Annotated in this window: 24 protein-coding genes; 9 read left to right on the top strand and 15 right to left on the bottom strand. The window is 62.8% G+C overall.

The genetic code is table 11. From position 1 onward, the window contains the following. Window positions 1-43: 43 nt before the first annotated feature. The gene (locus tag LG281_RS17850) at window positions 44-1,681 is read left to right on the top strand and encodes a chloride channel protein (protein WP_404403135.1); all 1,638 of its coding nucleotides are present in this window, start codon (window positions 44-46) and stop codon (window positions 1,679-1,681) included. A gap of 55 nt (window positions 1,682-1,736) precedes the next feature. Here LG281_RS17850 and LG281_RS17845 read toward each other — a convergent pair whose 3' ends face one another. Continuing rightward, a complete protein-coding gene (locus LG281_RS17845) occupies window positions 1,737-3,908 on the bottom strand; it encodes an esterase-like activity of phytase family protein (protein WP_404403134.1) in 2,172 nt (723 codons plus the stop codon). A 583-nt stretch (window positions 3,909-4,491) separates the two neighbouring features. On the opposite strand from LG281_RS17845, the gene LG281_RS17840 reads away from it, so the two are divergent. The 3 genes from LG281_RS17840 (at window position 4,492) to LG281_RS17830 (ending at window position 8,212) form a co-directional block, all read left to right on the top strand. Continuing rightward, window positions 4,492-6,930: an ATP-dependent helicase gene (locus LG281_RS17840; protein ID WP_404403133.1), complete on the top strand. Its 2,439-nt coding sequence runs from the start codon at window positions 4,492-4,494 to the stop codon at window positions 6,928-6,930. Between the two features lie 7 nt (window positions 6,931-6,937). Further along, window positions 6,938-7,648: a hypothetical protein gene (locus tag LG281_RS17835; RefSeq protein WP_404403132.1), complete on the top strand. Its 711-nt coding sequence runs from the start codon at window positions 6,938-6,940 to the stop codon at window positions 7,646-7,648. A 66-nt stretch (window positions 7,649-7,714) separates the two neighbouring features. Further along, a complete protein-coding gene (locus LG281_RS17830) occupies window positions 7,715-8,212 on the top strand; it encodes a 2'-5' RNA ligase family protein (RefSeq protein WP_404403131.1) in 498 nt (165 codons plus the stop codon). A gap of 28 nt (window positions 8,213-8,240) precedes the next feature. On the opposite strand, the gene LG281_RS17825 is transcribed toward LG281_RS17830, so the two are convergent. From LG281_RS17825 to LG281_RS17815, 3 genes are read right to left on the bottom strand one after another with little or no spacing between them, the layout of a single operon-like run. Next, window positions 8,241-9,554 (bottom strand): vWA domain-containing protein, encoded by a 1,314-nt coding sequence (locus LG281_RS17825; protein WP_404403130.1) that lies wholly within the window; start codon window positions 9,552-9,554, stop codon window positions 8,241-8,243. After that, the gene (locus LG281_RS17820; protein ID WP_404403129.1) at window positions 9,548-10,192 is read right to left on the bottom strand and encodes a TadE/TadG family type IV pilus assembly protein; all 645 of its coding nucleotides are present in this window, start codon (window positions 10,190-10,192) and stop codon (window positions 9,548-9,550) included. Before LG281_RS17820 ends, LG281_RS17825 begins: the two co-directional genes overlap by 7 nt. A gap of 23 nt (window positions 10,193-10,215) precedes the next feature. Continuing rightward, window positions 10,216-10,728: a TadE/TadG family type IV pilus assembly protein gene (locus tag LG281_RS17815; protein WP_404403128.1), complete on the bottom strand. Its 513-nt coding sequence runs from the start codon at window positions 10,726-10,728 to the stop codon at window positions 10,216-10,218. 218 nt (window positions 10,729-10,946) lie between these two features. On the opposite strand from LG281_RS17815, the gene LG281_RS17810 reads away from it, so the two are divergent. Continuing rightward, window positions 10,947-11,171 (top strand): DUF3072 domain-containing protein, encoded by a 225-nt coding sequence (locus LG281_RS17810; RefSeq protein WP_404403127.1) that lies wholly within the window; start codon window positions 10,947-10,949, stop codon window positions 11,169-11,171. Between the two features lie 191 nt (window positions 11,172-11,362). Continuing rightward, window positions 11,363-12,061 (top strand): HAD family hydrolase, encoded by a 699-nt coding sequence (locus tag LG281_RS17805; protein WP_404403126.1) that lies wholly within the window; start codon window positions 11,363-11,365, stop codon window positions 12,059-12,061. On the opposite strand, the gene LG281_RS17800 is transcribed toward LG281_RS17805, so the two are convergent. Both LG281_RS17800 and LG281_RS17795 read right to left on the bottom strand, forming a co-directional pair. Continuing rightward, entirely contained in the window at window positions 12,058-12,900 is an 843-nt protein-coding gene (locus LG281_RS17800) for a GyrI-like domain-containing protein (RefSeq protein WP_404403125.1), read from the bottom strand. The two genes, LG281_RS17805 and LG281_RS17800, sit on opposite strands and share 4 nt — an antisense overlap. A gap of 92 nt (window positions 12,901-12,992) precedes the next feature. Beyond that, the gene (locus tag LG281_RS17795; protein ID WP_404403124.1) at window positions 12,993-13,283 is read right to left on the bottom strand and encodes a putative quinol monooxygenase; all 291 of its coding nucleotides are present in this window, start codon (window positions 13,281-13,283) and stop codon (window positions 12,993-12,995) included. A gap of 144 nt (window positions 13,284-13,427) precedes the next feature. Here LG281_RS17795 and LG281_RS17790 point away from each other — a divergent pair, with 144 nt between their 5' ends. Beyond that, entirely contained in the window at window positions 13,428-14,297 is an 870-nt protein-coding gene (locus tag LG281_RS17790; protein WP_404403123.1) for a 50S ribosomal protein L11 methyltransferase, read from the top strand. An 80-nt stretch (window positions 14,298-14,377) separates the two neighbouring features. On the opposite strand, the gene LG281_RS17785 is transcribed toward LG281_RS17790, so the two are convergent. Beyond that, window positions 14,378-14,521 carry a hypothetical protein gene (locus LG281_RS17785; protein ID WP_404403122.1) on the bottom strand — a complete coding sequence of 48 codons (144 nt, stop codon included), beginning with the start codon at window positions 14,519-14,521 and terminating at the stop codon, window positions 14,378-14,380. Between the two features lie 204 nt (window positions 14,522-14,725). On the opposite strand from LG281_RS17785, the gene LG281_RS17780 reads away from it, so the two are divergent. Both LG281_RS17780 and LG281_RS17775 read left to right on the top strand, forming a co-directional pair. Further along, window positions 14,726-16,555, top strand: coding sequence for an aminopeptidase P family protein (locus LG281_RS17780; protein WP_404403120.1), 1,830 nt, complete (start codon window positions 14,726-14,728; stop codon window positions 16,553-16,555). A 15-nt stretch (window positions 16,556-16,570) separates the two neighbouring features. Further along, window positions 16,571-17,080, top strand: a complete 510-nt coding sequence (locus LG281_RS17775) for a GNAT family N-acetyltransferase (protein ID WP_404403118.1) — start codon at window positions 16,571-16,573, stop codon at window positions 17,078-17,080. On the opposite strand, the gene LG281_RS17770 is transcribed toward LG281_RS17775, so the two are convergent. The 8 genes from LG281_RS17770 to lpxC all read right to left on the bottom strand — a co-directional run bounded on the left by LG281_RS17770 (window position 17,046) and on the right by lpxC (window position 25,691). After that, entirely contained in the window at window positions 17,046-17,501 is a 456-nt protein-coding gene (locus tag LG281_RS17770; RefSeq protein WP_404403116.1) for a hypothetical protein, read from the bottom strand. The genes LG281_RS17775 and LG281_RS17770 overlap by 35 nt on opposite strands. A gap of 19 nt (window positions 17,502-17,520) precedes the next feature. Then, the gene (locus LG281_RS17765) at window positions 17,521-18,006 is read right to left on the bottom strand and encodes a hypothetical protein (RefSeq protein ID WP_404403114.1); all 486 of its coding nucleotides are present in this window, start codon (window positions 18,004-18,006) and stop codon (window positions 17,521-17,523) included. Next, window positions 18,000-18,644, bottom strand: coding sequence for a hypothetical protein (locus LG281_RS17760; RefSeq protein ID WP_404403112.1), 645 nt, complete (start codon window positions 18,642-18,644; stop codon window positions 18,000-18,002). The genes LG281_RS17765 and LG281_RS17760 overlap by 7 nt, the downstream gene beginning before the upstream one ends. Window positions 18,645-18,767: 123 nt before the next feature. After that, a complete protein-coding gene (locus LG281_RS17755) occupies window positions 18,768-19,040 on the bottom strand; it encodes a hypothetical protein (protein WP_404403110.1) in 273 nt (90 codons plus the stop codon). 29 nt (window positions 19,041-19,069) lie between these two features. Then, on the bottom strand, window positions 19,070-21,208 hold the full coding sequence (gene ligA, locus LG281_RS17750; RefSeq protein WP_404403108.1) for an NAD-dependent DNA ligase LigA: 2,139 nt from the start codon (window positions 21,206-21,208) through the stop codon (window positions 19,070-19,072). A gap of 228 nt (window positions 21,209-21,436) precedes the next feature. Next, window positions 21,437-23,110 (bottom strand): DNA repair protein RecN, encoded by a 1,674-nt coding sequence (recN, locus tag LG281_RS17745; RefSeq protein ID WP_404403106.1) that lies wholly within the window; start codon window positions 23,108-23,110, stop codon window positions 21,437-21,439. Window positions 23,111-23,793: 683 nt separating this feature from the next. Continuing rightward, window positions 23,794-24,621, bottom strand: coding sequence for an outer membrane protein assembly factor BamD (locus LG281_RS17740; protein WP_404403104.1), 828 nt, complete (start codon window positions 24,619-24,621; stop codon window positions 23,794-23,796). Between the two features lie 113 nt (window positions 24,622-24,734). Then, entirely contained in the window at window positions 24,735-25,691 is a 957-nt protein-coding gene (gene lpxC, locus LG281_RS17735; RefSeq protein ID WP_404403102.1) for a UDP-3-O-acyl-N-acetylglucosamine deacetylase, read from the bottom strand. Window positions 25,692-25,706: the final 15 nt, after the last annotated feature.

The following is a 25,706-nucleotide window of genomic DNA, read 5'->3' as shown; positions in this document are numbered from 1 at the left end:
CCGCCGTATCACGGGAGGCATCCAATGGGATCGGGGCTCGCGGATGGTACATCTGGGTAAAACGACACGACAGGTCATAGGCGTCATGCGCCGCTGGGTGCGCCCGCACCTTGCCGGTTTCTTGATGCTGCACCAGCCCCGTCTCTGGGCGCTGGCCGTAGGCCTTGGCCTCGCCGGCGGCCTTTTGGGCATCGCGTTCCGCCTCGCCATCGGTCTCGCCCAGTCCGTCTGGCTGGGCACGGCTTCGGAAAACGTCGTCACCGCCCTTGCCGGCTTCCCCTGGTGGTGGCCGGCCGTTGGTCCGCTCGGCGGGGGAATCGTCGTCGGCGTCATTCTTTATTTCTGGCGCCCGCCCGGCCGGTCCGGCGGCGTCGCCGACGTCATCGAATTGCGCGCCCGGGAGCAGGAAACCTTCTCGACCAAAGACGCCATCATCGCGACCGCCATCTCCGCGATCACGCTGGGCTCCGGCGGCAGCGCCGGACGCGAAGGCCCGGTCGTCTACGCCGCAGCCGCCGTCTCGCGCATCTTCGCGCGGACCTTCAACCTCTCGGCCGCTGCCCGGCGCATCGTTCTCGCCTGCGGCGTCGCGGCGGTGATCTCGTCATCCTTCAACGCCCCCATCGCCGGCGTCCTCTTCGCCCACGAGGTCATTCTGGGCCACTTCGCCATGAGTGCCTTCGTGCCGCTGGTCATCGGCTCGGTCATCGCCGCCGTCATCTCGCGCGCCTGGTTCGGCGAAGCCCCCGCCTTCATTATCGGCGACTACCAGATCACCTCCTACTTCGAGATTCCCGCCTTCGCGCTTTTGGGGATCACTTGCGCCGTAGTCGCCATCCTCTTTCAGACCGCACTCATCGGCGGCGACTGGCTCTCCAAGCGCACCAGCCTGCCCATCTGGATCCGCCCCGCCATCGGCGGCCTCCTCGTCGGGGTGATCGCACTGGGGTTTCCCCACGTCCTGGGCGTCGGCTATGAAGCGACGACCATCGCGCTCGCCGGCTCCATGGACCTCTGGCTCATGGTCGCGCTGATCTTTGGCAAAACCGTTGCCACCGCGATCACGCTCTCCTCGCGCGCCGGCGGTGGCGTGGTCTCGCCCACCCTGTATCTCGGCGCCATGACCGGCGGCGCCTTCGGCATCATCGCGACCTCGGTTTTCCCCCAATATGCATCCTCGGTCGGCCTTTATGCGGTCATCGGCATGGGCGCGGTCGCCGCCGCCGTCCTCGGCGCGCCGATCTCCACCGCCGTCATGATTTTCGAACTGACCGGCGGCTTCGCCTTCTCACTGGCGCTCCTGCTCGCCGTCGCTCTCTCGACCGGCCTCTGCCAGGCGGTGATGGGCCGCTCATTCTTCCACTGGCAGCTCTATACGCGCGGCCTCGTCCTCGACGAAGGCCCTCACAAACACGCCGCCCGCTTCATCCGCGTCCGCGACTTCATGATCCCGCCCACGGAGGACGAAGACCGGGACTTCGACACGACCCGCGACACGCCCTTTCTGCGCCCGCGCGATACACTCGAAGCCGCCCTCAAGGCCTTCGACACCACATCCCGGTCGCGCCTCCCGGTCGTCGACGCGAAGACCGGCCAACTCGTCGGCCACGCCCATCACGTCGACGCCCTCGCGCGCTTCAACAAGGCGCTCGTCGCCTATTCGCGCGAAGAGCATAGCTAAACAAAAAAGGCCCGGGATCGCTCCCGGGCCCCGAGCCTTGCGCCAGGCGCAGCGCTTATTCGACTGGCCCGATGGACCAGAAGAACGTCTCGCCCGAGCTGTCGTCCACACCGTCATTGTCGGTCACGACGAACCCTTCGCCCGAGGGCGCAATCGCGAAGCCCTCGATCTTGTCGACGACATAGCCGTTAAAGCTCTGCAGGTCGGGAATGAAATCCCGGACCTCTTCCTTGGCAACCACCGGCAATTCGCCACCGAGTTCACCCGGCGCGAGATCGGCCACCGCCACCCGGTAGAGCTTCTTGATCGCCGCATTCTGCGCAATCTGGTTGTCGCGCTCGACGATATAGACATGGTCGCCAAAGGCCGTGATTTCGGAAAGCCCGACCCAGCCGCCATTGACCGGCGCGTCGAGCGGATAGCTGACCGCGCCCCACTCTTCGCTGTCGAGATTGTACGAGACCAGCTTGACGAAGCCTTTCTCGTCATCGCGCCATTCGCGCTGCACGGCCATCCAGAGCGTCGCATCGTCGCCCTCCCCGACAACCGTCACGCCCTCGAAGCCGAAGCGGATTTCATTATCGAGCAATTCGACCGGCAGCGCGATCTCGTCCTCGATCTCGCCATCGGCACCAACGTGGTAGATCGCGTGCGGAATGAGCCGGTCCGACCGGCCTTCGGAGGCCACGAAGAACCCACCCTCACCGTCGAGCGCGATGCCCTCGGGATCGATCTTCTGCGCCGGAACGCCGTTGCGCGTGATAATCGTCTTGCCCGTAATCACCGCCGGATGCGCGCGCGCATCGATGGTGAAGATCGCCGGCTCAGCCCCATAGGCACTGTCCGAGACCGCATAAAGCGTCCCTTCTTCGCCAGCCACAAGCCCCGAAAGCGCACCCCAGCCGATCGGCAACCCGTCGACCATCTCCGAAACAATGGTCGGGTACGCCGCTTCGCCTTCACCGTATTCGAAAACCATCACATGGCTGCCCGGGCCGCCATCTTCGCGCATGTCTTCCTCATTGGCCGAAACCAGAAGGTTGCGCGAAGGAATTGCCACAGCGCTTTCCGGCCCCATGCCCGATGGGAGCGACTGGATATATTCAGGTTCGCCACCCGTATCGCGATAGACCGCAATCACCGAGGAGCGCTCCTGCATAACGAAGATCAGCGTATCCTCGCCAAACGTCGCGACTTCCATACCCTCGGGCTCGACGCCCTTATTGCCCGAACGATCCTCCGGATAATGCCCGAGCGTCACAGTGATGTATTCCATCGCAGGCCCGGATTCGAACAGTACCGCGCCATCCTTGGAATAGATCGTGAACCCGCGCGACCCGCCATTATAGTCGCCCTCGTTCGCAGCGACGAAGCGGTCATTGTCGATCCACCGCACCCCGTCCGGCTCGCGGACGCGGCCTTCCTGGCTATCGGTAAACCGCAGCGCGCCTTCTTCCTCGGTGTCGATATTGGCGAGATCGACAGCACCGGCGGAAAAGTGCGAAACGATCTCTCCGGTTTCCCCATCGATCACGACGAAATGGTTGTTCTCCTGCAATGAGACGACCAGTTCGTTGTTCGCGTTGAAATCGGTGAATTCGGGCTCCGGATCGCTCGGCGCGACCTCGGCGAGGCCAGTGACATCGACTTCCATCATCGCATCGCAATTGGCCATCCCGTCGGTAATCGGGAAAATGGTCACATTGCCCGCCGGCATCTGCGGGATTTCGCCGTCGTTGAGATCCTCGTCGCGCTCGTTCTCGATCGCGACCGCAAGCAAAGATCCGTCCGGCGACCCGGCTACAGAATCAGGCTGCCCCGCGACATCGCAGGTCCCCACGATCTCCTGGCTCGCGATATCGATCACCGCGATATGCCCGGAAGGCTCGACAAAGCTCTCAGACGTATTGACGCCCGCATAAACCTTGTCACCGATCACCGTCACCGAAGTCGGCTCACCGTCCACCGCGACATAGCCCGCCGCCTGCGGATTGGCCGGATCACTGATATCGACAAACCCGATCCCGCTGCCCGGGCTATCGGAATAGACAATCGTCATGCCGTCTTCCGAAGCGGCGATGATCTCCGAAGACGTCGCCTCGGCTTCCGGCGCGTTGAGCGCGACTTCGAAGCTGGCGATACGATTGAAAACCTGCGCATTGACCGGCATGGCAACCGAGGCCAGAAGGCCCGCGGCGACAGCCGTCAGCAAAGTGGCTTTGGACATAAAGATGGTCCCCCGTCCATAAAATTGTGTGGATCACGGAACCGTCTCTATTGAGCCCACGCTACACTCTTGTGACAGCGTGAACCTTCAGGGTAATCGGATGCAGCGCTTGTCCGGCGACGAGCCTGCTCTACGGCTTTGCGCAAGAGGCTTGCGCGCCAACATCTCCCCCCACTCCGTCATCCTCGCGCTTGACGCGAGGACCCGCAAGATCGAAGCACCCTGAGCGGGGTTTGGGGGCTTTGCGGTTGCGCAGTGCGCCCAACTCCTGCTCGGGACACGGCAACGCTGCGGGTCCTCGCGTCAAGCGCGAGGATGACAGAGATAGGGGGCAGGCGCAGTGCGTCCAACAATGCCACATCCGTAGGCGATTTCTTCACCCGATTGCCGTGCCCAAACCCGCCTGTGCATATACTTTTGCCCCCATTCGGCCTATATATGTGCGGTGAGAACAAAATGAGATTCGGCGCAAGCCCTTTTTTTCGAGTCCGTCTCGAAGCGCGTCAGGCCGAGTCGAAAATGGTGCTTTTCGAGCACCGGAGCGGAGCGTACGTGAAGTACGTGAGCACCGGAGCGCAGAAAAATGCCATTTGCAGACCGGCATCACGCGCTTCGAGACGGGCTCGGAGCGCCTGCCCCCAATAGGAAGCCCTCGCCCCGCATGACCGCTGCCCCGCCACATCGTCCCTCCGGCCCCATCACAAGCCAGCTCCAACCGCGCGAGCCCGGCTACCTCAAGGGGCTCAACGCCGAGCAGCGCGAGGCCGTGGAAACCACCGATGGGCCGCTGCTCGTTCTCGCGGGCGCGGGCACCGGCAAGACGCGCGTTCTGACCACCCGCATCGCCCACATCCTCGCCACCCGCAAGGCCCGCGGCGGCCAGATCCTCGCGGTCACCTTCACCAACAAGGCCGCCCGCGAGATGAAGGAGCGCATCGGGCAACTGGTCGGCGCCTCGGTCGAGGGCATGCCCTGGCTCGGCACCTTCCACTCCATCGGCGCGCGCATTCTCCGCCGCCACGCCGAACTCGTCGGCCTCCGCCCCGATTTCACCATCCTCGACACCGACGACCAGATCCGTTTGATCAAACAGCTTCTCGCCGCCGAAAACATCGACGAAAAGCGCTGGCCCGCCCGCCAGTTCGCCGGAATGCTCGACGCCTGGAAAAACCGCGGCCTCCTGCCCAAGGACGTCTCCCCCGCCGACGCCGGCTTTTTCGCCAACGGCAAGGGCCAGAAAATCTACGCCGACTATCAGGCGCGCCTCAAAACCCTGAACGCCGCCGATTTCGGCGATCTCCTATTGGAAGGCATCCGCCTTTTCCGCGAGAACCCCGAAGTCCTCGCCGAATTCCACGATCGCTTCCGCTACATGCTGGTCGACGAGTATCAGGACAGCAACACCGCCCAATACATCTGGCTCCAGCTCCTCGCCAAAGGTCCCAACAGCGGCGGCGCCGGCCCTGCCATCGACGAGAACGGCGTCAGCACGTCCAACATCTGCGTCGTGGGCGACGACGACCAGTCCATCTATGGCTGGCGCGGCGCTGAGGTGGATAACATCCTCCGCTTCGAAAAGGACTTCCCCGGCGCGAAAACCATCAAGCTCGAACGCAATTACCGCTCGACCTCCAACATTCTCTCCGCCGCCTCTCACCTCATCGCCCACAACGAATCCCGCCTGGGCAAAACCCTCCAGACAGACGTCGGCGAACAAGGTGAAAAAATCTCGGTCACGTCCGTCTGGGACAGCGAGGAAGAAGCGCGCCAGATCGGCGAGGAAATCGAGCAATACCAACGCCAGGGTGAAAACCTCAACGACATGGCGATCCTCGTCCGCGCCTCCTTCCAGATGCGCGAATTCGAAGAGCGCTTCATCACGCTGGGTTTGAACTACCGCGTCATCGGCGGCCCGCGCTTTTACGAGCGCCGCGAAATCCGCGACGCGCTCGCCTATCTCCGCATCGTCGCCCAGCCCGCCGACGACCTCGCGCTCGAGCGCATCATCAACGTCCCCAAGCGCGGCCTGGGCGATGCCACGGTGCAGATCGTCCACGACACCGCCCGCGCCGCCAACATCCCGCTTTTGGCCGCCATCCGCGAGCTTGTCGACACCGAGGAATTAAAGCCCAAGCAGCGCGCCACCCTGCGCGAACTCGTTGCCTCAATCGACGACTGGGCCGAGCGCACCCGCACCATCCCCCATTTCGAGCTTGCCGAGCAGATCCTCGATGAGTCGGGCTACACCGCCATGTGGCAGAACGACAAATCCGCCGACGCGCCGGGCCGGCTCGAAAACCTCAAGGAACTCGTCCGCTCGATGGAGGAGTTCGAAAACCTCGGCGGCTTCCTCGAACACATTGCCCTCGTCATGGACCGCGACAGTGGCGAAGGCGCCGAAGACGCCGTCTCGATCATGACGCTCCATTCGGCCAAGGGCCTCGAATTCGACACCGTCTTCCTCCCCGGCTGGGAAGAGGGCCTCTTCCCCCACCAGCGCGCCCTCGACGAGTCCGGCCTCGCGGGCTTGGAGGAAGAACGCCGCCTCGCCTATGTCGGCATCACCCGCGCCAAAAAGCGCGCGCGCATCTCTTTGGCACAAAACCGCCGCATCCACGGCCTCTGGCAATCCGCCATCCCCACCCGCTTTTTGGACGAACTCCCCGCCGACACCGTCGAAGTCACCGACACGGGCTCCTCTTACGGCGGCTACACCTATGGCGGCCGCGCCGCCACCCGCTTCGACGCCCGCGACCCCTTCGACAGCGTCTACGAAACCCCCGGCTGGCAACGCGCCCAACGCCAACAGGCCGGCAGAAAGAGCCCGGGCCCGCTCACGATCGACGGGGAACTGGTGGCGCGCTCATCCGGCCCGTCATCGGCGTATGATGTGGGCGAGCGGGTGTTTCACCTGAAGTTCGGGTATGGGACGGTGACGGCGGTCGAGGGCAACAAGCTCTCGATTGATTTCGAGAAGGCCGGGCCGAAGAAGGTGTTGGATAGTTTTGTGAAGCGGAGGTGAGGGCACATTGGGGGCAGTAATTCTGCAAGCACTTGGAGTTTTGGCGAGTGTCGGCGCTACCGGCTTCGTTCTGGTGACCGTCGCTTACTGGTTCTTCAAGCTCTTCGCTGAGAAATGGCTAGATGCGAAATTCAAAAGGCAGCTGACAGAGCTAGAACATGCGAAGTTGCAGGAACTTGAGCATATTAAATTCGAAGTTGCCAAGCTGCTAGATCGGAACGTTAAGCTTAACGAACGCGAATTCGAACTACTCCCGGACCTCTGGGAAAAAGCGATTGATGCTCATGCTGTGACGCAATCATCGCTTTCTCCCTTTCAGCGATACGCCGTGCTCCGCAAAATGAACGCAACTCAAATCGAAGAGCACTTCCAAGAGTTGGGTTTACAGAAATGGGAACGGGAAAAGATACTGTCCTCCGGCGACGTCGATCAAGAGTACCAGAGGGTTATGACGGCCAGACGCATAGATGCCGCGAGAAGTGCCGCGCGGGACTTCGAAATAGCTCGAAGGCGGTTCGGGATTTTTGCGCAGTCCGATATTGACGATGCGCTAAAGAACCTCGCAGATTTGTTGTTTGATGCGATTTTTGAGGCAGAGCTCGAGTTTGAGCACGAGAAAGATTACCGAGAACGCGACGCACGGAAGAGGCTAAACGATGACGGCGGTCGGATCTTGGACGGATTGCAGGGCCTAATACGCGATCGGATGAACGGCTAATATACCAACTCAATAACCCGACGCGTGACTCAGTCAAAAGAGGCCCTAGGAAAGGGCGGTAATCCAATGCTCTACGTCGTCGCCTTCCCCCACCTCGCCCCGGCTCTCCTCGCCCAGATCGAGGCCATCCGCACCCAGCATAGCGAACACGCCAACCGGATCGCCGCCCACATCACCTTCGTCTTCGGCACCGCTGACCCGGTCGACGCCGTCACCGCGCGCCTCGTCCAAGCCGCCCGCCGCCCCGCCTTCACGGTCCGGTTCGGCCCTGCCATCCCCGGCGAGGATTCCGACGGTCACTACGCCTTCCTCCCCGCCACCGAGCCCGCCGGCACCCTCAGAGACATCTACCGCACGCTCAACCCGCACCCCTCCCGACCGGCAGACGATTTCGTCGCCCACATAACCCTCGCCAACAGCCCCGACCGCTCCGGCATCGAGCCCGCCCTCGCACGCGCCGCCACCCTGCCCCTTCCCGCCGAGGGGACAATCGACGCACTCGTGCTCCTCCGCCAGTCCGAACACCGTCTGGACCGCGTTGCGGCGTTCAAGCTCGACGCCTGACAGACACGCCCCATCGCCCAAAACCGCTTCAATACAGCCGCAAAGGGGAGGACAGCCGCCGGGCGAGCCCCATGAACGTCTGGTGGATTTCGTCGGGGGTATTGGCCTTGAGCACGTTATCCGCCGAACCCGCGCAGCTGGTCATGCGCTCGGGTATGATGGGGAAAAGGCTGTTCGTGATAAAGTCGAACCGGTTGTGGTCATGCCGGCCGATATGGCCATATCGAGGTTCGAGATACTCCGTGTAGATGAAATAAACCTCGACGCCGCGTTCGCGCAGAGCGTCGCACGCACTGGCGTTGAGCGCGTAGTTCATCTCGTGGGGGGCATAGCCCCTACGAGGATCGTTTGGCGTCGCGCGGCTGTGGAAGAACCAGTAATTGGGCAGCCAGGCTTGCGAACTTTCAACGCCATCGGTCACGACGATAACATATTGCAGCCGGTCTTCGGGGGTTCGCCCCGTGCCGCCGGCGGGTATCCGGTTCGCAATCTGGCGCAGCGCCTCCTCCTGATTGGTGCCCCCCAGGGTCAGGTCCAGAGCGATCTCGCTTGATGTCAGCGATTTTGCATAGGCAAGGTCCGACGCGCGAACATCCGTCGGCGAGAGGATTTCCGTCAGCGTATTGCTGAACCGGTAGAGCCCGACGGTGACCTGATCGTCGAACTCCCGTGTTTCGGCGAACGTATCGATCGCCGACAAGATCGCATTTTTCGCCACGTCGATGCGCATGATGGCGCCATTTCTCCGGGCCCGGTCGTAGGACGAGTTGCCCCGCGCCTGATTTATATGGCAGGCGAAAGCACAATTGGTCGCCTGGGCAACCAATTGCTGGTCGCGGTCGGTCGCACCGATGCCCATCGACTGCGACGTATCCACCAAAATGCTGACATTGACATACGAGCGCATGCCCACAACGGCCTGGGCACGGTTGGAGATCGGGAGCGTATCGTACCCGAAGATCTTCATCAGATTGGTCCGATAGTCCGCCTCAAAGGAAAGCGAGGCAAAATAGTTGTTCCTATCGACCGAGACGTCCGGCGTGGCACGGGTCACGTCCGTAAACGGCAAACCGGTCGCAGCGGATGCAAAAAAGCTGCCGATCGTTTCTTCAATCATCGGCTCGGTGTATTCCTCACCGGCCGCCACCCGGGCCTGAAGTTCGCTGAGCGCTGCAAGAACGGCTCCGTTTGCGGCGGCGGTCAACCTTTGGCTGGCCGACAGCGCCAGCGCGTAATCGATTGCAGCGCCCGCCGCCAAAAGGACAAGGGGCGCGAGCAATGCCGTCATGACGGCGAAATTGCCGGTTGCGTCGCCTTTAAAGCGCTTGATCGCATTCAACATCGTTCTGCCAGATCGTCCTCTTGCACGCGCAGCAGAACACCATTGCGGGTCTTGCGCACAGCGCTTACGGGAAGTTCCAGGGTCGGGAAGAGCCAGCCCTGGAACAGCGGTATGTAAGGATAGGTGAAATGGGCGATGACGACCGGCGCCCGCCCAACCACGCCCTCATGCATGTTCGCACCATTGAGAGGTACGGTGTTGGGCACGAGTTCGAGTTCGCACCGCGCATATATGGGCCGGTCGATGATATCCTGATAGAGAAAGGTCCACTCGACTTTGGGCAGGAGTTCACAATCCTCCCAATCGCATTCTTCCGCAGGACCGAACGCCACCGATGACAAGGATCGGCTATACCCGTTCGCCCATTGTTCGTCCCTGAGCTGGGTTGCGAGATGCGCCGTGGGGTTGGCGATCATCCAGATGTCTTCGACGATATGGCGTTCGCTGACCGTCAGCACATTGTCGCCATCGCGGCTCATGAACTCCGCCGCCATCACCGCTGCCTGATGCGCCCTGCGATTTTGCAGGACGAAGTTGGACACCTCGATCGTGCCCACGAACACAATAAGCAGCAAAGGGAGCACCAGCGCGAATTCGGTCGCGGCGACGGCGCGTTCGTCCCGCCCGAACCGGAGCATTGGAGCGCTTCTCCGGAAGCCCTCTAGGATGAGCATGCACGGCTCCCTGAAAGAACCGGCTCGCGCCGTAGGACTGTCCTGCTGCGGTAGCGCTTGCCCTCCTCGGTCTCGACGATATCGGCGATGGCGAGCGGGATTATGATATCTCTATAGGGATAGGTCAGCTCGATTATGATGACGTCGCCACCGCACCCGGGATTCCACTGCCCCGAAAGCGAAAGGTTACGATAGTCAAAGAGCCTGCCTGCCACGACGACGGCGCCGATCTCAAGCGCGTTGCAGTCGAGGACCGGCCCTGACATGGAGCACAGAGTATCCTCCACAAAAGCCTGAGAATCATAGGCATCGGACGCAAGGATGGAGAGCGTGGCCGCCGTGTCGCCCAGCGCACGATCCAGTTCCGCCTGGATGAAGGATTTGACGCCGAGCTCAACCGTGCCCGCCAGGACAAGCAGAAACGGCCAGAGGAGGATGGCGAACTCGATAGCAGTGCTGGCCGCTTCGTCCCCAAGCCAGCGCTTGAACGTGCCCAACATGTCCCCCGAGCCCCTGCGCGTTCCAGCAGATACGCGTAAACCAGGCACTTCTGCTGAAACAGTTCAACAGAGGCAGTACAATTGTAATCGTTAACATCTCATTAGATCAAATGACCGCTCCGGGGGGGCCTTATAATTTTGGTTTGATATCGATCGGCGAGCGGAACCGGCATGACCGGAAGAATGTTTACCGTTTGTATCAGTGCAACGGAGTCCCCATGTCCGACATCCATCCCGGAATCTCGACCACCAACCCCGACGCCGACCGCAAGAAGACCCGGGAAGACTACGTGACGGGCGGAGGTGGGATGACGCCAGAGCAGCGCCGCGAATTGATCTATCTCGCGCAAACAGCCGACGAACAGGATGCCTATCGGGACGATTTGACAGCCTTCGAAGCCGCGAACCGCATCAAACTCTTGCGCAGGAAGCTTGATGGGTGAGTGGCGACCCGAAGGGGCAAATCATGCCGGTGGCATGATTTGAGCCACGAACGCCCGAGCCTGCGGCGGGGCCGGATCGGAGCTGGCAACAAACGCCAACTCCCTGCAAAGCAGCAGCAATCTCGTGCGCCCGCCTCTTGCCACAGCAAAGGCAAAGCGTATACCACCGCTCCGTAAGGAGATGCCGCCGCATGCCCACGCTCACCGCCATCGGCTTCGACGCCGACGACACGCTCTGGGAAAACGAGCACGTCTTCCGCCTCACCCAGCAACACTTCACCGAACTGCTCGCCGACCACGCCGATCCCGAGCACCTGTCCGAACGCCTTCTCGCCGCCGAAAAGGCCAATCTCGCTCATTATGGCTTCGGCATCAAAGGCTTCACCCTCTCGATGATCGAAACCGCCATCGAGGTGACCGGCGGCAAGGTGCCATCCGAACTGATCGGCCGCATTCTCAATGCGGGCCGCGAAATGCTCTCGCACCCCATCGAAACCCTGCCCCACGTCCACGACACCCTCGAAGCACTGACCGGCAGGTTCGCCCTCGTTCTCATCACGAAGGGCGATCTTTTCGATCAGGAGCGCAAACTCGCCCAATCGGGCTTGGGCGATTTCTTCAATGCCGTCGAGATCGTCTCCGACAAATCCCCATCGACCTACACCATCGCCTTCGCTCGCCACGGCGATGGACCGGAAAAGGCCATGATGGTCGGCAATTCCCTGCGCTCGGACGTCTTGCCCGCCATCGAAGCGGGAAGCTGGGGCACCTATGTCCCGCACACCTTCACCTGGGATTATGAGCGCGCCGACGAACCCTCCGGCGCGCCCCGTTTCGCCAGGATCGGCTCCTTGGCCGAACTCAAGCCGTTGATCGATAGCCTCGGCTAACCCTTGACCGGCATCCAGATCTCCAGCCCGCCATGACCGGTGACCGGGTCGAACTTTTCGTCGTAAAGCTCGAACATCGGCCGATTTTCCGCCGGCTCATAGCCGCTCTTGGGCAGACCCTCCGACCAGATCGCGTTCATCGTGTCCCGTATTCCGGAAATATGCCCGGTGTGCGCGAACACCAGATAGTCCTGCGCAGGCACCTTGATCACGGCGAGCGCTTCGGGCACATCGCGCGGATCGTCCACCCGCACGCCGCACATATAGCGGAAGGTCCCTTCGGCCTCCTCAAACGTGTCGCATAGCCCGTACCAGAGCCCTGGCCGCTCGCCGAGCGTACCCTCATAGGCCTGGAATTCGGTCCATTGCGCGGGTATGCCAGCCACCTCCTGATAGCGATACCGCCGGGCCAGCCCGACAAGGGTCATCGCCTCGCCTTTCTCCAGCCGGGGTTCGGCGATTTCGGTCGTTTTTTGTGCTGCTCTGTCCATTCTGATCGGCTCCACAAGCAAGGTTTGATCCACCGCGCTCCCGCCCCGAACCGCTTCCGGGGTCACCCCAAACCGGTCGCGAAACGCACGGGTAAAGGCCTCATGAGAACCATATCCGGCGTCGAGCGCCACATCGAGGATCGAGGGCGCCCCCGCCGCGAGTTGCCGTGCCGCTTCCGTCAGCCGCCGCCCGCGCAGATAATCCATCACCGAATACCCGGTCGCCGAGATAAACCCCCGGCACATATGGAACCGCGATACGCCGCAGGCTCTCGCGATCCTGTCCAGCTCCATATCCTTCTGGAAATGGCTCTCGATGAACCACAGAACCTTACCCACGAACCGCACCGGATGCTCCTTTGATGGCCTTTACACCGGCGACTATGCGCCGCCCGGCAGCCCCTGGCTTGACCGGTCTTGCGCTTTTGCGTTGCGTGCCCTTAAAGCCCGATCCCGCCCACCGGCTCGGTCTCGAACCGTTGCCCGAACCCGGCAATGATCGGTCGCGCCTTGGCGATCGCCGCCTTCACACTCTCGAGTTCGAGCGATGCCTGATGGCTCGCGGCGCTGTCCCACACCTCGCTCACCCAGATCGCGTCCGCGTTCTCCGTATCCCGCGCGATCACATAGCTCAAACACCCGGGCATGCCGCCTTCGTTCTCCCTGAGGATGCCAATCAGCTCCTCGCGCTTGCCCGGCGCCGCCAGCATCTGCCCGATCAATCCATACATATGTCCCCCTCACCCATTCCTGACAACAACAAGGAACAAATGAAGAACACAATAATGACCTTGTCAAGCACTGCGCGCCATCCGTGTTGACTTCCCCACCGCCCGCTTGCACAACCGCAATCGAACCATCATCCTGAGCATCCCATGCCCCACGACCAGATTTCCACGCCCCTCACCAAGGATCAGGCCTACGCGCTGGTCGACGCGGTCATGGAGCGCGACGATCTCGCGCTCACTGCCTCCGCGCATGAGGATGAAAAGACCGGAGAGTGGGTTTTCGAAGCCACCTGCGATTCCCCGCCCGATCTCGAGACCTTCCAGACCCTCGCCCGCGCCGTCCTGGGTGGCGAAGTCGGCTTCTCCATCGCCCCGCTCGACGAGGAGACCGACTGGGTCACCCGCTCGCTCGAGGGCCTGCATCCCGTCCAGGCCGGTGGCTTCTATATTTATGGCAGCCACGAACTGAACGCCCCGCCCGCCGGCGCCATCCCTATCCGCATCGACGCCGCCCAAGCCTTCGGCACAGGCCATCACGACACCACCACGGGCTGTCTCCAGGCCATCGCGAAAGTGCTGAAACGCTCTCATCCCGTGCGTCCGATCGACATCGGCACGGGCACGGGCGTTCTCGCCATCGCCATCGCAAAACGTCGCCGCGTCCCTGTCGTCGCGTCCGATATCGATCCCGTTGCAGTCAAAATCACCCGCGAGAACGCGCGCATCAACGGCGTCGGACAACTGATCGTCGATGTCGACGCCGCCGGGCTCGATCACCCCACGATACAAGGCAACGCGCCTTACGACCTGATCGTCGCCAACATCCTCGCCGGCCCGTTGGTTGGGCTCGCCCCGGGCATCGGGCGAATCGCCGAAAAAAGCAGCGCGATCATCCTTTCAGGCCTCTTGAACACCCAGGCCCAGCGCGTCATCGCGGCCTATCGCCAGCAGGGCATGATCCTCAAGGACCGGATCGTCCGCAACGAGTGGACCACGCTGACGTTGGAAAAGGCATAGCAAAACGCCCCGATGGCCAGCCATCGGGGCGCTCAAGCGCGTTGGGGCGTGACTATCCCCAGGCAATCCGATATTTTGATTTAGTTCGGCGTGCTCTTCTTCGACGCGCCGAAATCGCACCCGTACACCCGTGCATACCGGTCGACCTGGCGCGCAGCTTCGCGGCCGCGCGCTTCGATCATCGCGTCGAGTGCCTTGCGAAAGAAGCTTTTGTCTTCAACCATGGTCTGTCTCCGAAATCCTGGTCGGGTTCTCGTTTATCCGTCGAGGGTAGAGATAGACCCATTCGCGATTGTTGGTTAGACCTTTCGGGACAACCCAGCCATGCCAAAACCGCATGCCACCCAAGTGCCTTAAAAAACCTGGTGGACCGTATCATCATCTAAAATGATGATACGGTCCACCAGCCGCCGCGCGAGGAACGCTTCATGCACCAGACCCCACCGATCCCCGACGCCGTCTTCCAGACCTTTGACGTCCGTTCCGACCCGTCTCAGGTCGCCCCGCGCCTTGCCGCGCTGCGCGCCCGCGTCGCCGAACAGGGACTCGATGGCTTCCTCATCCCCCGCGCCGACGTGCACCAGGGCGAATACGTGCCCGATTGCGATGCCCGGCTTGAATACATAACCGGATTTTCAGGCTCAGCAGGCCTCGCCGCCATCGGCACGAAAACCGCGGCGCTCTTCGTTGACAGCCGCTATACCATCCAGGCGCCGCAGCAGACGGATACAACCCTCCTGACGGTCGTCGACACCACCGACACCAAGCCCGGCGAATGGATTGCCGATCATTTCTCCACAGGCGCGAAGCTCGGCTTCGATCCCTGGCTGCACACCCACGGCCAGATCGCCGAGCTCGAAAAGCCCCTTGCCGCCGTCGGCATCACCCTCGTCCCCTCGAAAAACCCCGTCGATGCCATCTGGCAGGACCGCCCCCACCCGCCGCAAGGCCCCATTGAAGTGCTCGGCCACAACCGCACGGGACGTTCGAGCGCCGACAAGCTCACCCGGCTGCGCGAGACCATGCAGACCGAAGGCGCCGACGCGGTCGTCTTCACCCTGCCCGAATCGCTGTGCTGGCTCTTCAACATCCGCGGCCGCGACGTGCCCCATAGCCCCTTCGTTCTGGGCTTCGCCATCGTCGCGAAATCGGGTATCCCCACCCTCTTCGTCGACCCCTCGAAACTCATCGAAGAGCACCGCACCGCGCTCGCCGGCATTGCCGAACTCGCCGACAAAGCCGGCTTCGAGGTCGCGCTGGCCGCGCTCGCCGCGCAGGGCAAAACCGTCTGGTTCGATCCCGCGACCGCGCCCCACCAGGTGCGCACGCTCCTCTCCGAAGGCGGTGCGAAACTCATCGAAAAGCGCGATCCGGTTCTCCTGCCCAAGGCGAAAAAGAACGCGGTCGAACTCTCCGGCATGCGCGAGGCCCAGCGCAACGACGCTGTCGCGCTGGGCCGCTTCCTCGCCTGGTTCGAACGGCGTGCGCCTCAGGGCGGGCTCACCGAGATCGACATCGTCAGAAAGCTCGAAGCCTTCCGCCGCGACCAGGGCGCGCTCGATATCAGCTTCGATACCATCTCCGGCTCCGGCCCCAACGGCGCCATCGTCCACTACCGCGTTTCGGACACGTCCAACCGTACGCTCGTCCCGGGTGAATTGATGCTCGTCGATTCCGGCGCCCAATACGCCTCGGGCACGACCGACATCACCCGCACCCTCTCCACCGGCCCGGTTACCGCCGCCCAGCAGGACCATTTCACCCGCGTCCTCAAAGGCATGATCGCCATTTCGCGCGCCCGCTTCCCGGTCGGCACGACCGGCGCGCAGATTGATATTCTCGCGCGGCAATTCCTCTGGCAGGCCGGCCTCACCTACAACCATGGCACCGGCCACGGCGTCGGCGCCTATCTCTCGGTCCACGAAGGCCCCGCCGGCATCGCCCCGCGCTATACCGTTCCCCTCGAAGAGGGCATGGTGCTCTCCAACGAGCCCGGCTTCTACCTCGAAGGCCAATACGGCATCCGCATCGAAAACCTCGTTGCCGTAAAAACGAGCGAAATCGGCGAAGGCAAATACCTCGATTTCGAAACGCTCACCCTGACCCCCATCGACACCCGCCTCATCGACCTCTCGCTCCTCGAACAGGCCGAGCGCGACTGGCTCAACACCTACCACGCCCGCATCCGCGAGGAGATCGGCCCGCTGCTCGAAGGCGAGGACAAAGCATGGCTGGAAAGGGCAACCGCGGCGATCTGACCGCGCGGTCAAGCCATGCACCCTCAGCACTTCGCCATCCGCCCCGCCCTTCCCGCCGAGGCCGATATCGTCCGGCAGATCAGTGCCGACGCGTATATTCCCGCCTATCAGGCCACCATCGGCGCCATCCCCAAACCGGTCTTCGAGGACTACCGGCCCCGGATCGCGCGCGGCGAGGTGTGGCTCCTCGAAACGGACCGCCCCATCGGTGTGCTCGTTCTCGAGGACAAGGCGGGCCACCTTCTCGTCTATAGCATCGCCGTGTCGCCCGAACATGCTGGACGCGGCTACGCCACGGGCCTCCTCGAATTCGCCGAGCACCAAGCGGTGGATCGGGGCCGCCCCGAAATCCGCCTCTACACCAACAGCCGCATGACAGGGAACCTGCGCCTCTATGCCAAATGCGGCTTCGCCGAGATCGGCACCCGCCCACATCCCAACCGCCCGGGCGAAATCCTCGTAGACATGGCGAAACCTGTGGCCCCCAGGCCTATTCCGCCGTCTCCTGCGCCAGCATCTCCCTGACCGACCAGGGATATTCGCCGCCGGGCGACCGGATATCGTCGACGGCCCAACCATCCGGCTCATCGACCAGCACATAGACGAGTTCGCGCGGCTCGCCGAAATTCTCAAAACGCACGGCGATCTCCACGCGCCCATCGACCGTTTGGGCCACCCCCATCTCGAATGCGGTGAGGTCGAAATCCTGCCCGTCGACGATGGGCGAAAACCCGAGCCCATACGGGTCCTCTTCCAGATAAGCCTCCCAGGCGGCCCGCGTCTCCGCACTGAACCACGTGATATCCTCCGCGCCCATCTCGCCCTTGAGCAAGGGCTTGTAGATCGCCTGGACCAATTCTTCGGGCGTGTCATATGCCCATGCGCCCGTCATCCCGGCGAAAAACAGCGTGAGTGCCGCCCCGATCCTCGATAGTGCTGCCGTCATCGTGCATCTCCCAAGAGTGTCAGTTGAACCAGAGCGCATAGCCCCAGATCGCATTTCCAAACACCGCATTGGCCGCTTCGAAATGCCCGGGTCCCGCCACTTCGCCTTCGCGCATGAACGGCAACGCGCCATATCCGGTGAAAATCATCACTGCGTCGGTCCGTTCGGCCTCGGCGAAATAAGCGTCGAGATCGAACCCCATCTCCGGGAACCGCCAGTGCGGCAGCAGCAATTCGCCCCGGACGATGGCCTCGAACACATCGAGCGTTCCAAGCCAGGCGCTCACCATCGGCTTGGTGATCGTCAACCCTTCAAGAGCCGGCGTCTGTGCCGGTGACGGCATGAATTCGAGATGGTCGTCGGTCTCCGCAATGATCGCCTCCCAATTCCGCCGCGAGAGTGAAACGATCTCCAACAGCCGGTCCTGAACGCCGGCAAGCCGCGCGCGGTCGACAACCGGCCAGTTGAACGTGTGGATACCGGCAATGGCATCCGCGATCAGCATGTCCGTCTCCGGGTCGATCGCAATGCTGCCGCGCCCGGTATTGCCCATGGGCAGCCGGCCCCCGGGAAAACCCGGTGCAGCGCAACGTCGAACGTCGTCTCGAAATCGTGCGCCAGAAGGAAATCCACCTGCACCGCGAGCACCTGGCTATACCCCGCCAGCCAGATCGCATCGGCGGCATCGAACGCAAACATGGCGTCGGACGGGCACCGGGGATCGTCGCGGTCGAACGTACCGGACATGGTCAGACCGTCGCAAAGAAGCGCGCCAACCGTCGCCCGGTTGTCCCCCACACTGTCGCCGTCGAGATCGAACCGGATGCGCGTGACATCGATTTCGACGGCGAACCCCGCATGCTCGCCCGCGGCAAGAAGCTGCGCCTTGGCGCTGTCCATGCCCGCAACGAACGCTTCGAGATAGCCGCGCAATTGCGCATAGTCCAAAGGCTCGACCGCACGCCTGGAGGTACCGGGAGCGGAAAACGCACCCAACAGGGGAGAAACGACGATCCCGCGCTCCGGGTCGAACCCATGCCTCAGCATGGCCTGCGCTAGCCCGCATTTCTCACACTCCTTGCGCCCTGCGTCGGATTTTGGCGAGTCGCATACGGGTGCGGCGCGAAAAAGCGTATCGGGCATACGGTTTTCTCGCGCCGTGCCCGGAGGCGGCCGCCAAAATCCGACCCGAAGGGCTGGTTGAAAGTGGCGACAGTGTACGCCAGAGAGCTTGCACGTATGTCCAATACGCACTGCGCTCTCCGGCTACCCTGCCGCCACTTTGAACCAGCGCAGGGCACAAGGAGTGTGAGAAATGCGGGCTAGATCCTCGGTCGCGGTCAGAAACGTCAAAAGCCCGGCCCCGAAGGCCGCCTCGGCATCGCCCTCCGCCGCCCGCGCCTCCATTTCCGCAAGCCCGTCCTCGAGCGCACCGGCGTAAAGATTGGCCCGCAGCAACGCCGCCGTATCGCCCGCCTGCGCCATCGAAGCAGATGGCAAGGCCAAGGCGAGGCCCACGAAGAAAATCAAAAAGCGCATCGCGTCCCTCCTGCGCGGCCGACCCTGCTCTACCCGACCATGTCGAACCAGTCGTCTTCCGAAATCACCGTCACACCGAGACTTTCGGCCTGTTTGAGCTTACTGCCCGCCCCCGGGCCCGCCACGACGAGATCGGTCTTGGCCGACACCGAGCCCGATACCTTCGCCCCAAGCCGTTCGGCCATCGCCTTGGCCTCCGACCGCGTCATCCTTTCGAGCGAACCGGTGAAAACCACCGTCTTGCCCGCGACCGCGCTGTCCGCCGCAGCGGCTACCTCATAGGCCTGCGGCGTCACCTCGGCCAAAAGGTCGTCGATTGCCGCCTCGTTGCGCGCGTTGGCAAAGAAGGCGCCGACCGATTGCACGACCGTTTCCCCGATCCCGTCAATGCCCAAAAGCGCGCCCCGCGCGTCCTCGTCGCCACGCCCGGCTGCCTGCGCCGCATCGCGGAACGCCTTGAAGGTCCCGAAGGTCTTGGCAAAGAGCGTCGCGGTCGTTTCCCCAACATGGCGAATCCCCAACGCGAAGATGAACCGGTCGAGCTCGGGCTCCCGCCGCGCGTCTATCGCATCGAAGAGCTTGCGAACAGACGTTTCGCCCCACCCCTCCTGATCCTTGAGCTTTTTGAGGCTTTTGCCGTCTTCCTCTTCGAGCTTGAAAATATCGGCCGCCTGCTTGATCCGCCCCTCGGCGTGGAAGGCCGCGATTTGCTTGTCTCCAAGCCCGTCGATATCGAGCGCATCGCGCGAGACGAAATGCTTCAATTGCTCGACAGCTTGCGCCGGGCAGATCAATTCGCCCGTACACCGCCGCCGCGCATCGAGCTTTCCGGTCTTGGGATTGGCCTCGCGCACCGCCTCGGATCCGCATTCGGGACATTCATGCGGAAATTCGTAAGGCTTGGAATCCGCTGGCCGCTTCTCGGGCACGATCGCCACGATCTGCGGGATCACATCCCCCGCCCGCTGTACGATCACCGTATCGCCCACGCGGATATCGTACCCATCCCGGATCGGCGCGCCGGTACTATCCCGCCCCGCGATATAGTCCTCATTATGCAGCGTCGCATTCTCGACCACGACCCCGCCCACGGTCACCGGCTGCAACCGCGCCACCGGCGTCAGCGTGCCCGTCCGTCCCACCTGGATATCGATGCCCTTGAGGATCGTCGTCGCCTGTTCGGCGGGGAATTTGTGCGCAATCGCCCAGCGCGGCGCCCGCGCGACAAAGCCCCACCGCTCCTGCAGCTTGAGGTTATCGAGCTTATACACCACCCCGTCGATATCGTACCCCAGCGTCGCCCGTTGTTCTTCGATCGTCCGGTAATGCTCCAGCATCTCCTCGGTTGAAGTCGTCCGGATCATCAACGGGTTGATGACGAAGCCGAAATCGCCCAGCCTTTGCACCGCGTCATACTGCGTCTCGGCCAGAGGCGCGCTCAATTCGCCCCATCCATAGGCGAAAAACTTGAGGTTCCGCTTCGCGGTAACCGAGGGGTCCTTCTGCCGCAGCGAACCTGCCGCCGTATTGCGCGGATTGACGTAGTCCTGCCCCCCCTCTGCCGCCGAGCGCGCCTTGAGCGCCGCGAAATCCGCATGTGTCATATAGACTTCGCCACGCACCTCAATGATATCCGGCCAACCGGAGCCCTTGAGTTTCTTGGGAATATCGCCGATCGTCCTGAGGTTCTCGGTGATGTCCTCGCCTTCGGTCCCGTCTCCCCGCGTCGCCCCACGCACGAACACCCCGTTCTCATACCGCAGCGAAGCCGAAAGCCCGTCGATCTTGGGTTCGGCGGTAAAAGCGAGGTCGAGCGCCTCCTCCCGCCCGAAGAACTTCCGCCCCCGCGCGACGAAATCGGCGACGTCCTCATCGTCGAACGCATTGCCCAAACTGAGCATCGGCACCGAATGCCGCACCTTGGCAAAGCCCTCCGCCGGCGCCGCACCGACTTTCTCGGACAGCGAATCCGCCCGCCTGAGTTCGGGAAATTTCGCCTCGATCTCCTGATACCGCCGCTTGGCCGCATCATACTCGGCATCGGTAATCTCGGGCGCATCGTCTTGGAAATAGGCCTTGTCCGCCCGCGCGAGCAACTCATGCAGCCGATCGAGTTCGGCCTTGGCCTCCTCCTGCGTCAGTTCGGCAATCGCGGTCTCGGCACTCATTGGAACTCCGGCATTAGATTAGGGCACTCTCAAGAATACCTGCGTCGGATCGCGCCGGATTTTTCTTGTCCGGCAAGGCGCGCGATGCCCCGGGCGAGAAAAAGACAAGCGAGGCGATGCAGGTATTCTTGAGAGTGCCCTTAGCACCCGCATAGGCCACCAGCATGGCCGCCCTTCGCCTCGGGATACCGGGCGTTCCGCAAACCCCAAACGCAATCGCCACACCGCTCATGCCGACACCTCGCTCATCAGCCGCTTTGCCGCGGCCCGCGCCTCGTCGGTAATCGTCGCGCCGGCCAGCATCCGCGCCACCTCTTCGCCCCGCGCGTCGGTATCGAGCGGCTTGACATGCGTGCGCATGAACGCCCCTTCCTCGATCGCCTGCTTCTCGATCAGAAGATGCGTCTTGGCCCGTGCCGCCACTTGTGGCGCATGGGTCACCGAGAGCACCTGCACCGCCTCCGCCAACCGCGCCAGCCGCTTCCCGATCGCATCGGCGACCGCGCCGCCGACGCCGGTATCGATCTCGTCGAAAATCAGCACTGGCACCGATCCCTTGTCCGCCAGAACCACCTTGAGCGCCAGTAGGAACCGCGAAAGCTCGCCCCCCGAAGCGACCTTCATCATCGGTCCCGGGCTCGTGCCGGGATTGGTCTGTACGTGAAATTCAATCTGGTCGTATCCGCTTCCGGAGATCCTGGTTTCGTCCACCTGCCGGTCGACGATGAACGTCGCGGCTCCCAGTTTCAGGTCCGGCAACTCCTTGCCCACGGCTTTCGAAAGCGCCGCCGCCGCCTTCTCGCGCGCCCGGCTCAGCACTGCAGCCGCTTCGTGATACGCGCCCTCCGCCGCCTTCATCTCGGCCTCGAGCGCCGCCAGCGTCTCCTCCCCGCTTTCAAGCGCCGCCAGATCCGCCTCGAACTGTGCCAGAATATCGGGCAGCGCGTCGCACTCGACCTGATGCTTGCGCGCTGCGGCCCGGAGCGCGAACAACCGCTCCTCGACCTGCTCGAGTTCACGCGGATCGAACGCCATCTCCCGGCGAATCTCGTCAAGCGCCTCGTTGGCCCCATCGAGCGCCACCAGCGCGGCATCGAGCGCCTCGGCCATCGGCTCGAACAGTTTCGCCTCGGCCTCTCCCTTGCGCGTCAGCCGCCGTAAAAGCATCGCCAACGCCGGACCCGGCGCGTTGGCTCCGTTCAGAATCTCATCCGCGTCATTGACCTCGCCGGCAGCCTTTTCGAGCCCCATCAACCAGCCCCGGCGCTCCGACAAGGTCTCCTCTTCCCCAGGCTCTGGCTTGAGCGCACTGAGCTCCTCGACGACATGTCGCGCGTAATCTTCCTCCTGCGCCGCTTTCGCCACCCGCGCGCGCTGCGCGTCCACCGCGCGCTGGGCCTCTACGAATGCCCCATGCGCCGCTCGCACCGCCTCACGTTCCTTGCCCAGCCCGCCGAACGCATCGAGCAACGCCCGATGCGTCGCCGCGTCCACCAGCGCCCGGTCGTCATGCTGCCCGTGCACCTCCACAAGCAGCGCCCCGACCGATCGCAACAGCCCCGCGGAAACCGGCTGATCGTTGACGAACGCCCGCGTACGCCCATCCGCATGCTGCACGCGCCGCAGGATGATATCCGCGTCGTCCGCGATCTCGTTCTCGCGCAACAGTACGCGCGCCGGATGATCGTGATCGAGCGCCAGCACCGCGACCACCTGCCCGCTATCGGCCCCCTCGCGCACCAACGCCGCGTCCCCGCGTCCGCCCAGCGCCAGCGTTAGCGCATCGAGCAGGATCGATTTGCCCGCGCCGGTCTCGCCGGTCAAAACGGTCATGCCCTGCTCGAAGGATAAATCGAGCTGGTCGATCAGAACGATATTGCGAACCGAAAGCGTGCTCAGCATCGCCGGCCGGCTCCCTACAGAGTGTTGAGAATCGGATCAGGGTGAGCCGAAAATGGTGGTTTTCGAGAACCGGAGCGGAGCGTACTTAATGTACGTGAGCACCGGAAGCGCAGAAAACTGCCATTTGCAGGCCACCATGGTCCGATTCTCAACACGCCTTGGCCTTCTTTCACGGATGGGTCAGTCATAGCCTTTTCGTCCCCCGCCCGGCAAACGTCCGAGCGCCTCTTCCACGCCTTTCGCCACAACGAGAATAAAACAAGAACATTTATCCCGATCCGTCAAGCCGTCGGGACGCACAAAAGCCCCGAGTCACGCGCATCGGGGCTTGATCTTGTGGAAAACGCAGCGTGCCCGGCTAGCCCGCATTTCGTTGGCACGGCCCTTCGAGCCTCACACTCCCTGCCCCGACCGCCGTCTTTCCGGGGCTTGTTCCCGGAATCCGGCCACGCGCTGTCCAGCGCGCGAAAGGGATTCGTCCTTGCGTTCGAACGAGCCGGGTGATCAGGGCCCGGTTCGCACGCACAAAGTCCTGTGCACCTGGTGCTGGCCCCCGGGAACACGTCCCGGGGTGACACGATGGTGGGGGAGGCGAGGCTTTGCCATGAACCGGACACCAGTACATCAAGCGCGAGGATGACGACGGTCGGAGGACATGCTGCGCAACCCGTCGCGCAGGACCACTAGCTGGACAGCCAGTTCCCCTCCACCATCTGCGGGCTCAACCCCTTCTCCTGCAAGAGAGTGAAGGCGCGTCCATACCACTCGCCCGAGGGATAATTGGTGCCTAGCACCGCTGCCGCGGTCTGCGCCTCGCCGATCAGCCCCAGCGACAGATACGCCTCGACCAGCCGGTACAGCGCCTCTTCCACATGGGTGGATTGCTGATGGTCTTCGACCACCGCGCGGAACCGGTTGATCGCTGCGGCATAATCTCCGTGGCCCAGATAGTACCGGCCCACCGACATCTCCTTGGCAGCAAGCTGGTCGCGCGCGATCACCATCATCGGCTTGGCCTCTTCGGCGTACCGGCTGTTGGGATAGCTCGAAATCAGGAGCTCGAACGTATCGATCGTATCGGCGGCGAAGGTCTGGTCACGCGTTGCGTCGGGGATCTGCTGGAAATACGAACTGCCCTTCAAAAACAGGATATACGGCGCTTCGGAGGACTGCGGATAGAGCGCCAGGAACCGGTCCGCCGCCAGCGCCGCCTCCTCGAACCGTCCGATCCGGAAATTGGCGAAGGTGATCATCACCTTGGCGCGCTCGTTATAGTCGGAATAAGGATGCTGCCGCTCGAGTTTTTCGAGGTCCTCGATCGCCGACACGTACCGGTTGGCCTCCATATGCCCCACGGCGTCGTCGTAAAGCTCGTCCGCCGGGATGATCGGCTCCACGGGCTTGCTGAAAAACCCGCCGCCTGAGCATGCGGCGACCAACGTCACCAATAACGCCGCCAGGGCGAGACGAATTCCGGTTCCCAAAGTCCTCGGGCTAGCTGAAGTGCTCACGAAACGCTCCGTCCTCAATGCGTCACAAACAATGATGCCAAGCGTTGCGCCGCCCCATCATTGACCTTGGCTAAAACGCGATCTGTTCAAAACTGTGACGGGTTATGGCCCATTCAGCCGATCGAACGCAAGTAAGGCTTCAAAACCATCGCTTCGGGCAGGTCCTCGAGCGCTTCCATTTCGAGCGGCAGCGCATCCGCTTCCACCACCTCGAAATTCTGCTCGCTGGCGAAAAGCGACTGCAAGACCAGCGCGTTAAGCCCATGCCCGCCCTTATATGACCGGAACCGCCCGTAAATCGGCCTGCCCGCCAGGGCGAGATCCCCGATCGCATCGAGCAGCTTGTGGCGCACGAATTCGTCCTCGAACCGCAGCCCGTCGGGATTGACGATCCGCTCATCCTCGATCGCGATGGAATTCTCCATGCTCGACCCAAGCGCATACCCCGCCTGCCGCAGCACCTTGGCCTGCGCGACGAACCCGAACGTCCGCGCTGCGGCGACGGTCTCGATGAACTGACGCGGCGACCAGTCGAGGATCATCCGCTGCCGCCCGATCACGTTGGAATTGAAATCGATCTCGACGTCGAAGGCGCGCCCGTTATAGGGCTCGAGCGTCGCGAACGCATCGTTCTGCCGGACCGTCACGGTCCGCAAAATCCGGATAAAGCTCTTGCGCGCCGGCTGCACCGAGATGCCTGCCTCCATGATGGCGGTCGCAAAAGGCTCCGCGCTGCCGTCGAGGATCGGGCATTCCTCCCCCTCGACCGTAATCAGCGCATTATCGATCCCCAGCCCGTTGAGTGCAGCGAGCACGTGCTCGACAGTCGCAACCGATGCGGAATCGCCCAGGTCCACGACAGTGCACAGCGACGTCCGCGTCACACGCGAATGCCCCACCTGAACCGGTCCGACCTTCCGCCCGTCCTCGAGCACACGCTCGATCTGGTAACCGCTATCGGCGGCTGCCGGGGAGAGTATCAGTTTGGCGGGCTTGCCATTGTGAACGCCAATGCCGGCGAACTCTACGGGTACAGTGAGCGTGCTTTGCCGCACGACATAATTTTTCATACAAACTCCCGGGCA

This window comes from Pelagibacterium halotolerans (assembly GCF_044811015.1).
Classification (GTDB): Bacteria; Pseudomonadota; Alphaproteobacteria; order Rhizobiales; family Devosiaceae; genus Pelagibacterium; species Pelagibacterium halotolerans_A.
The sequence above is the reverse complement of the archived record's forward strand: the minus strand, read 5'-3'. Positions and strand labels throughout refer to the sequence as shown.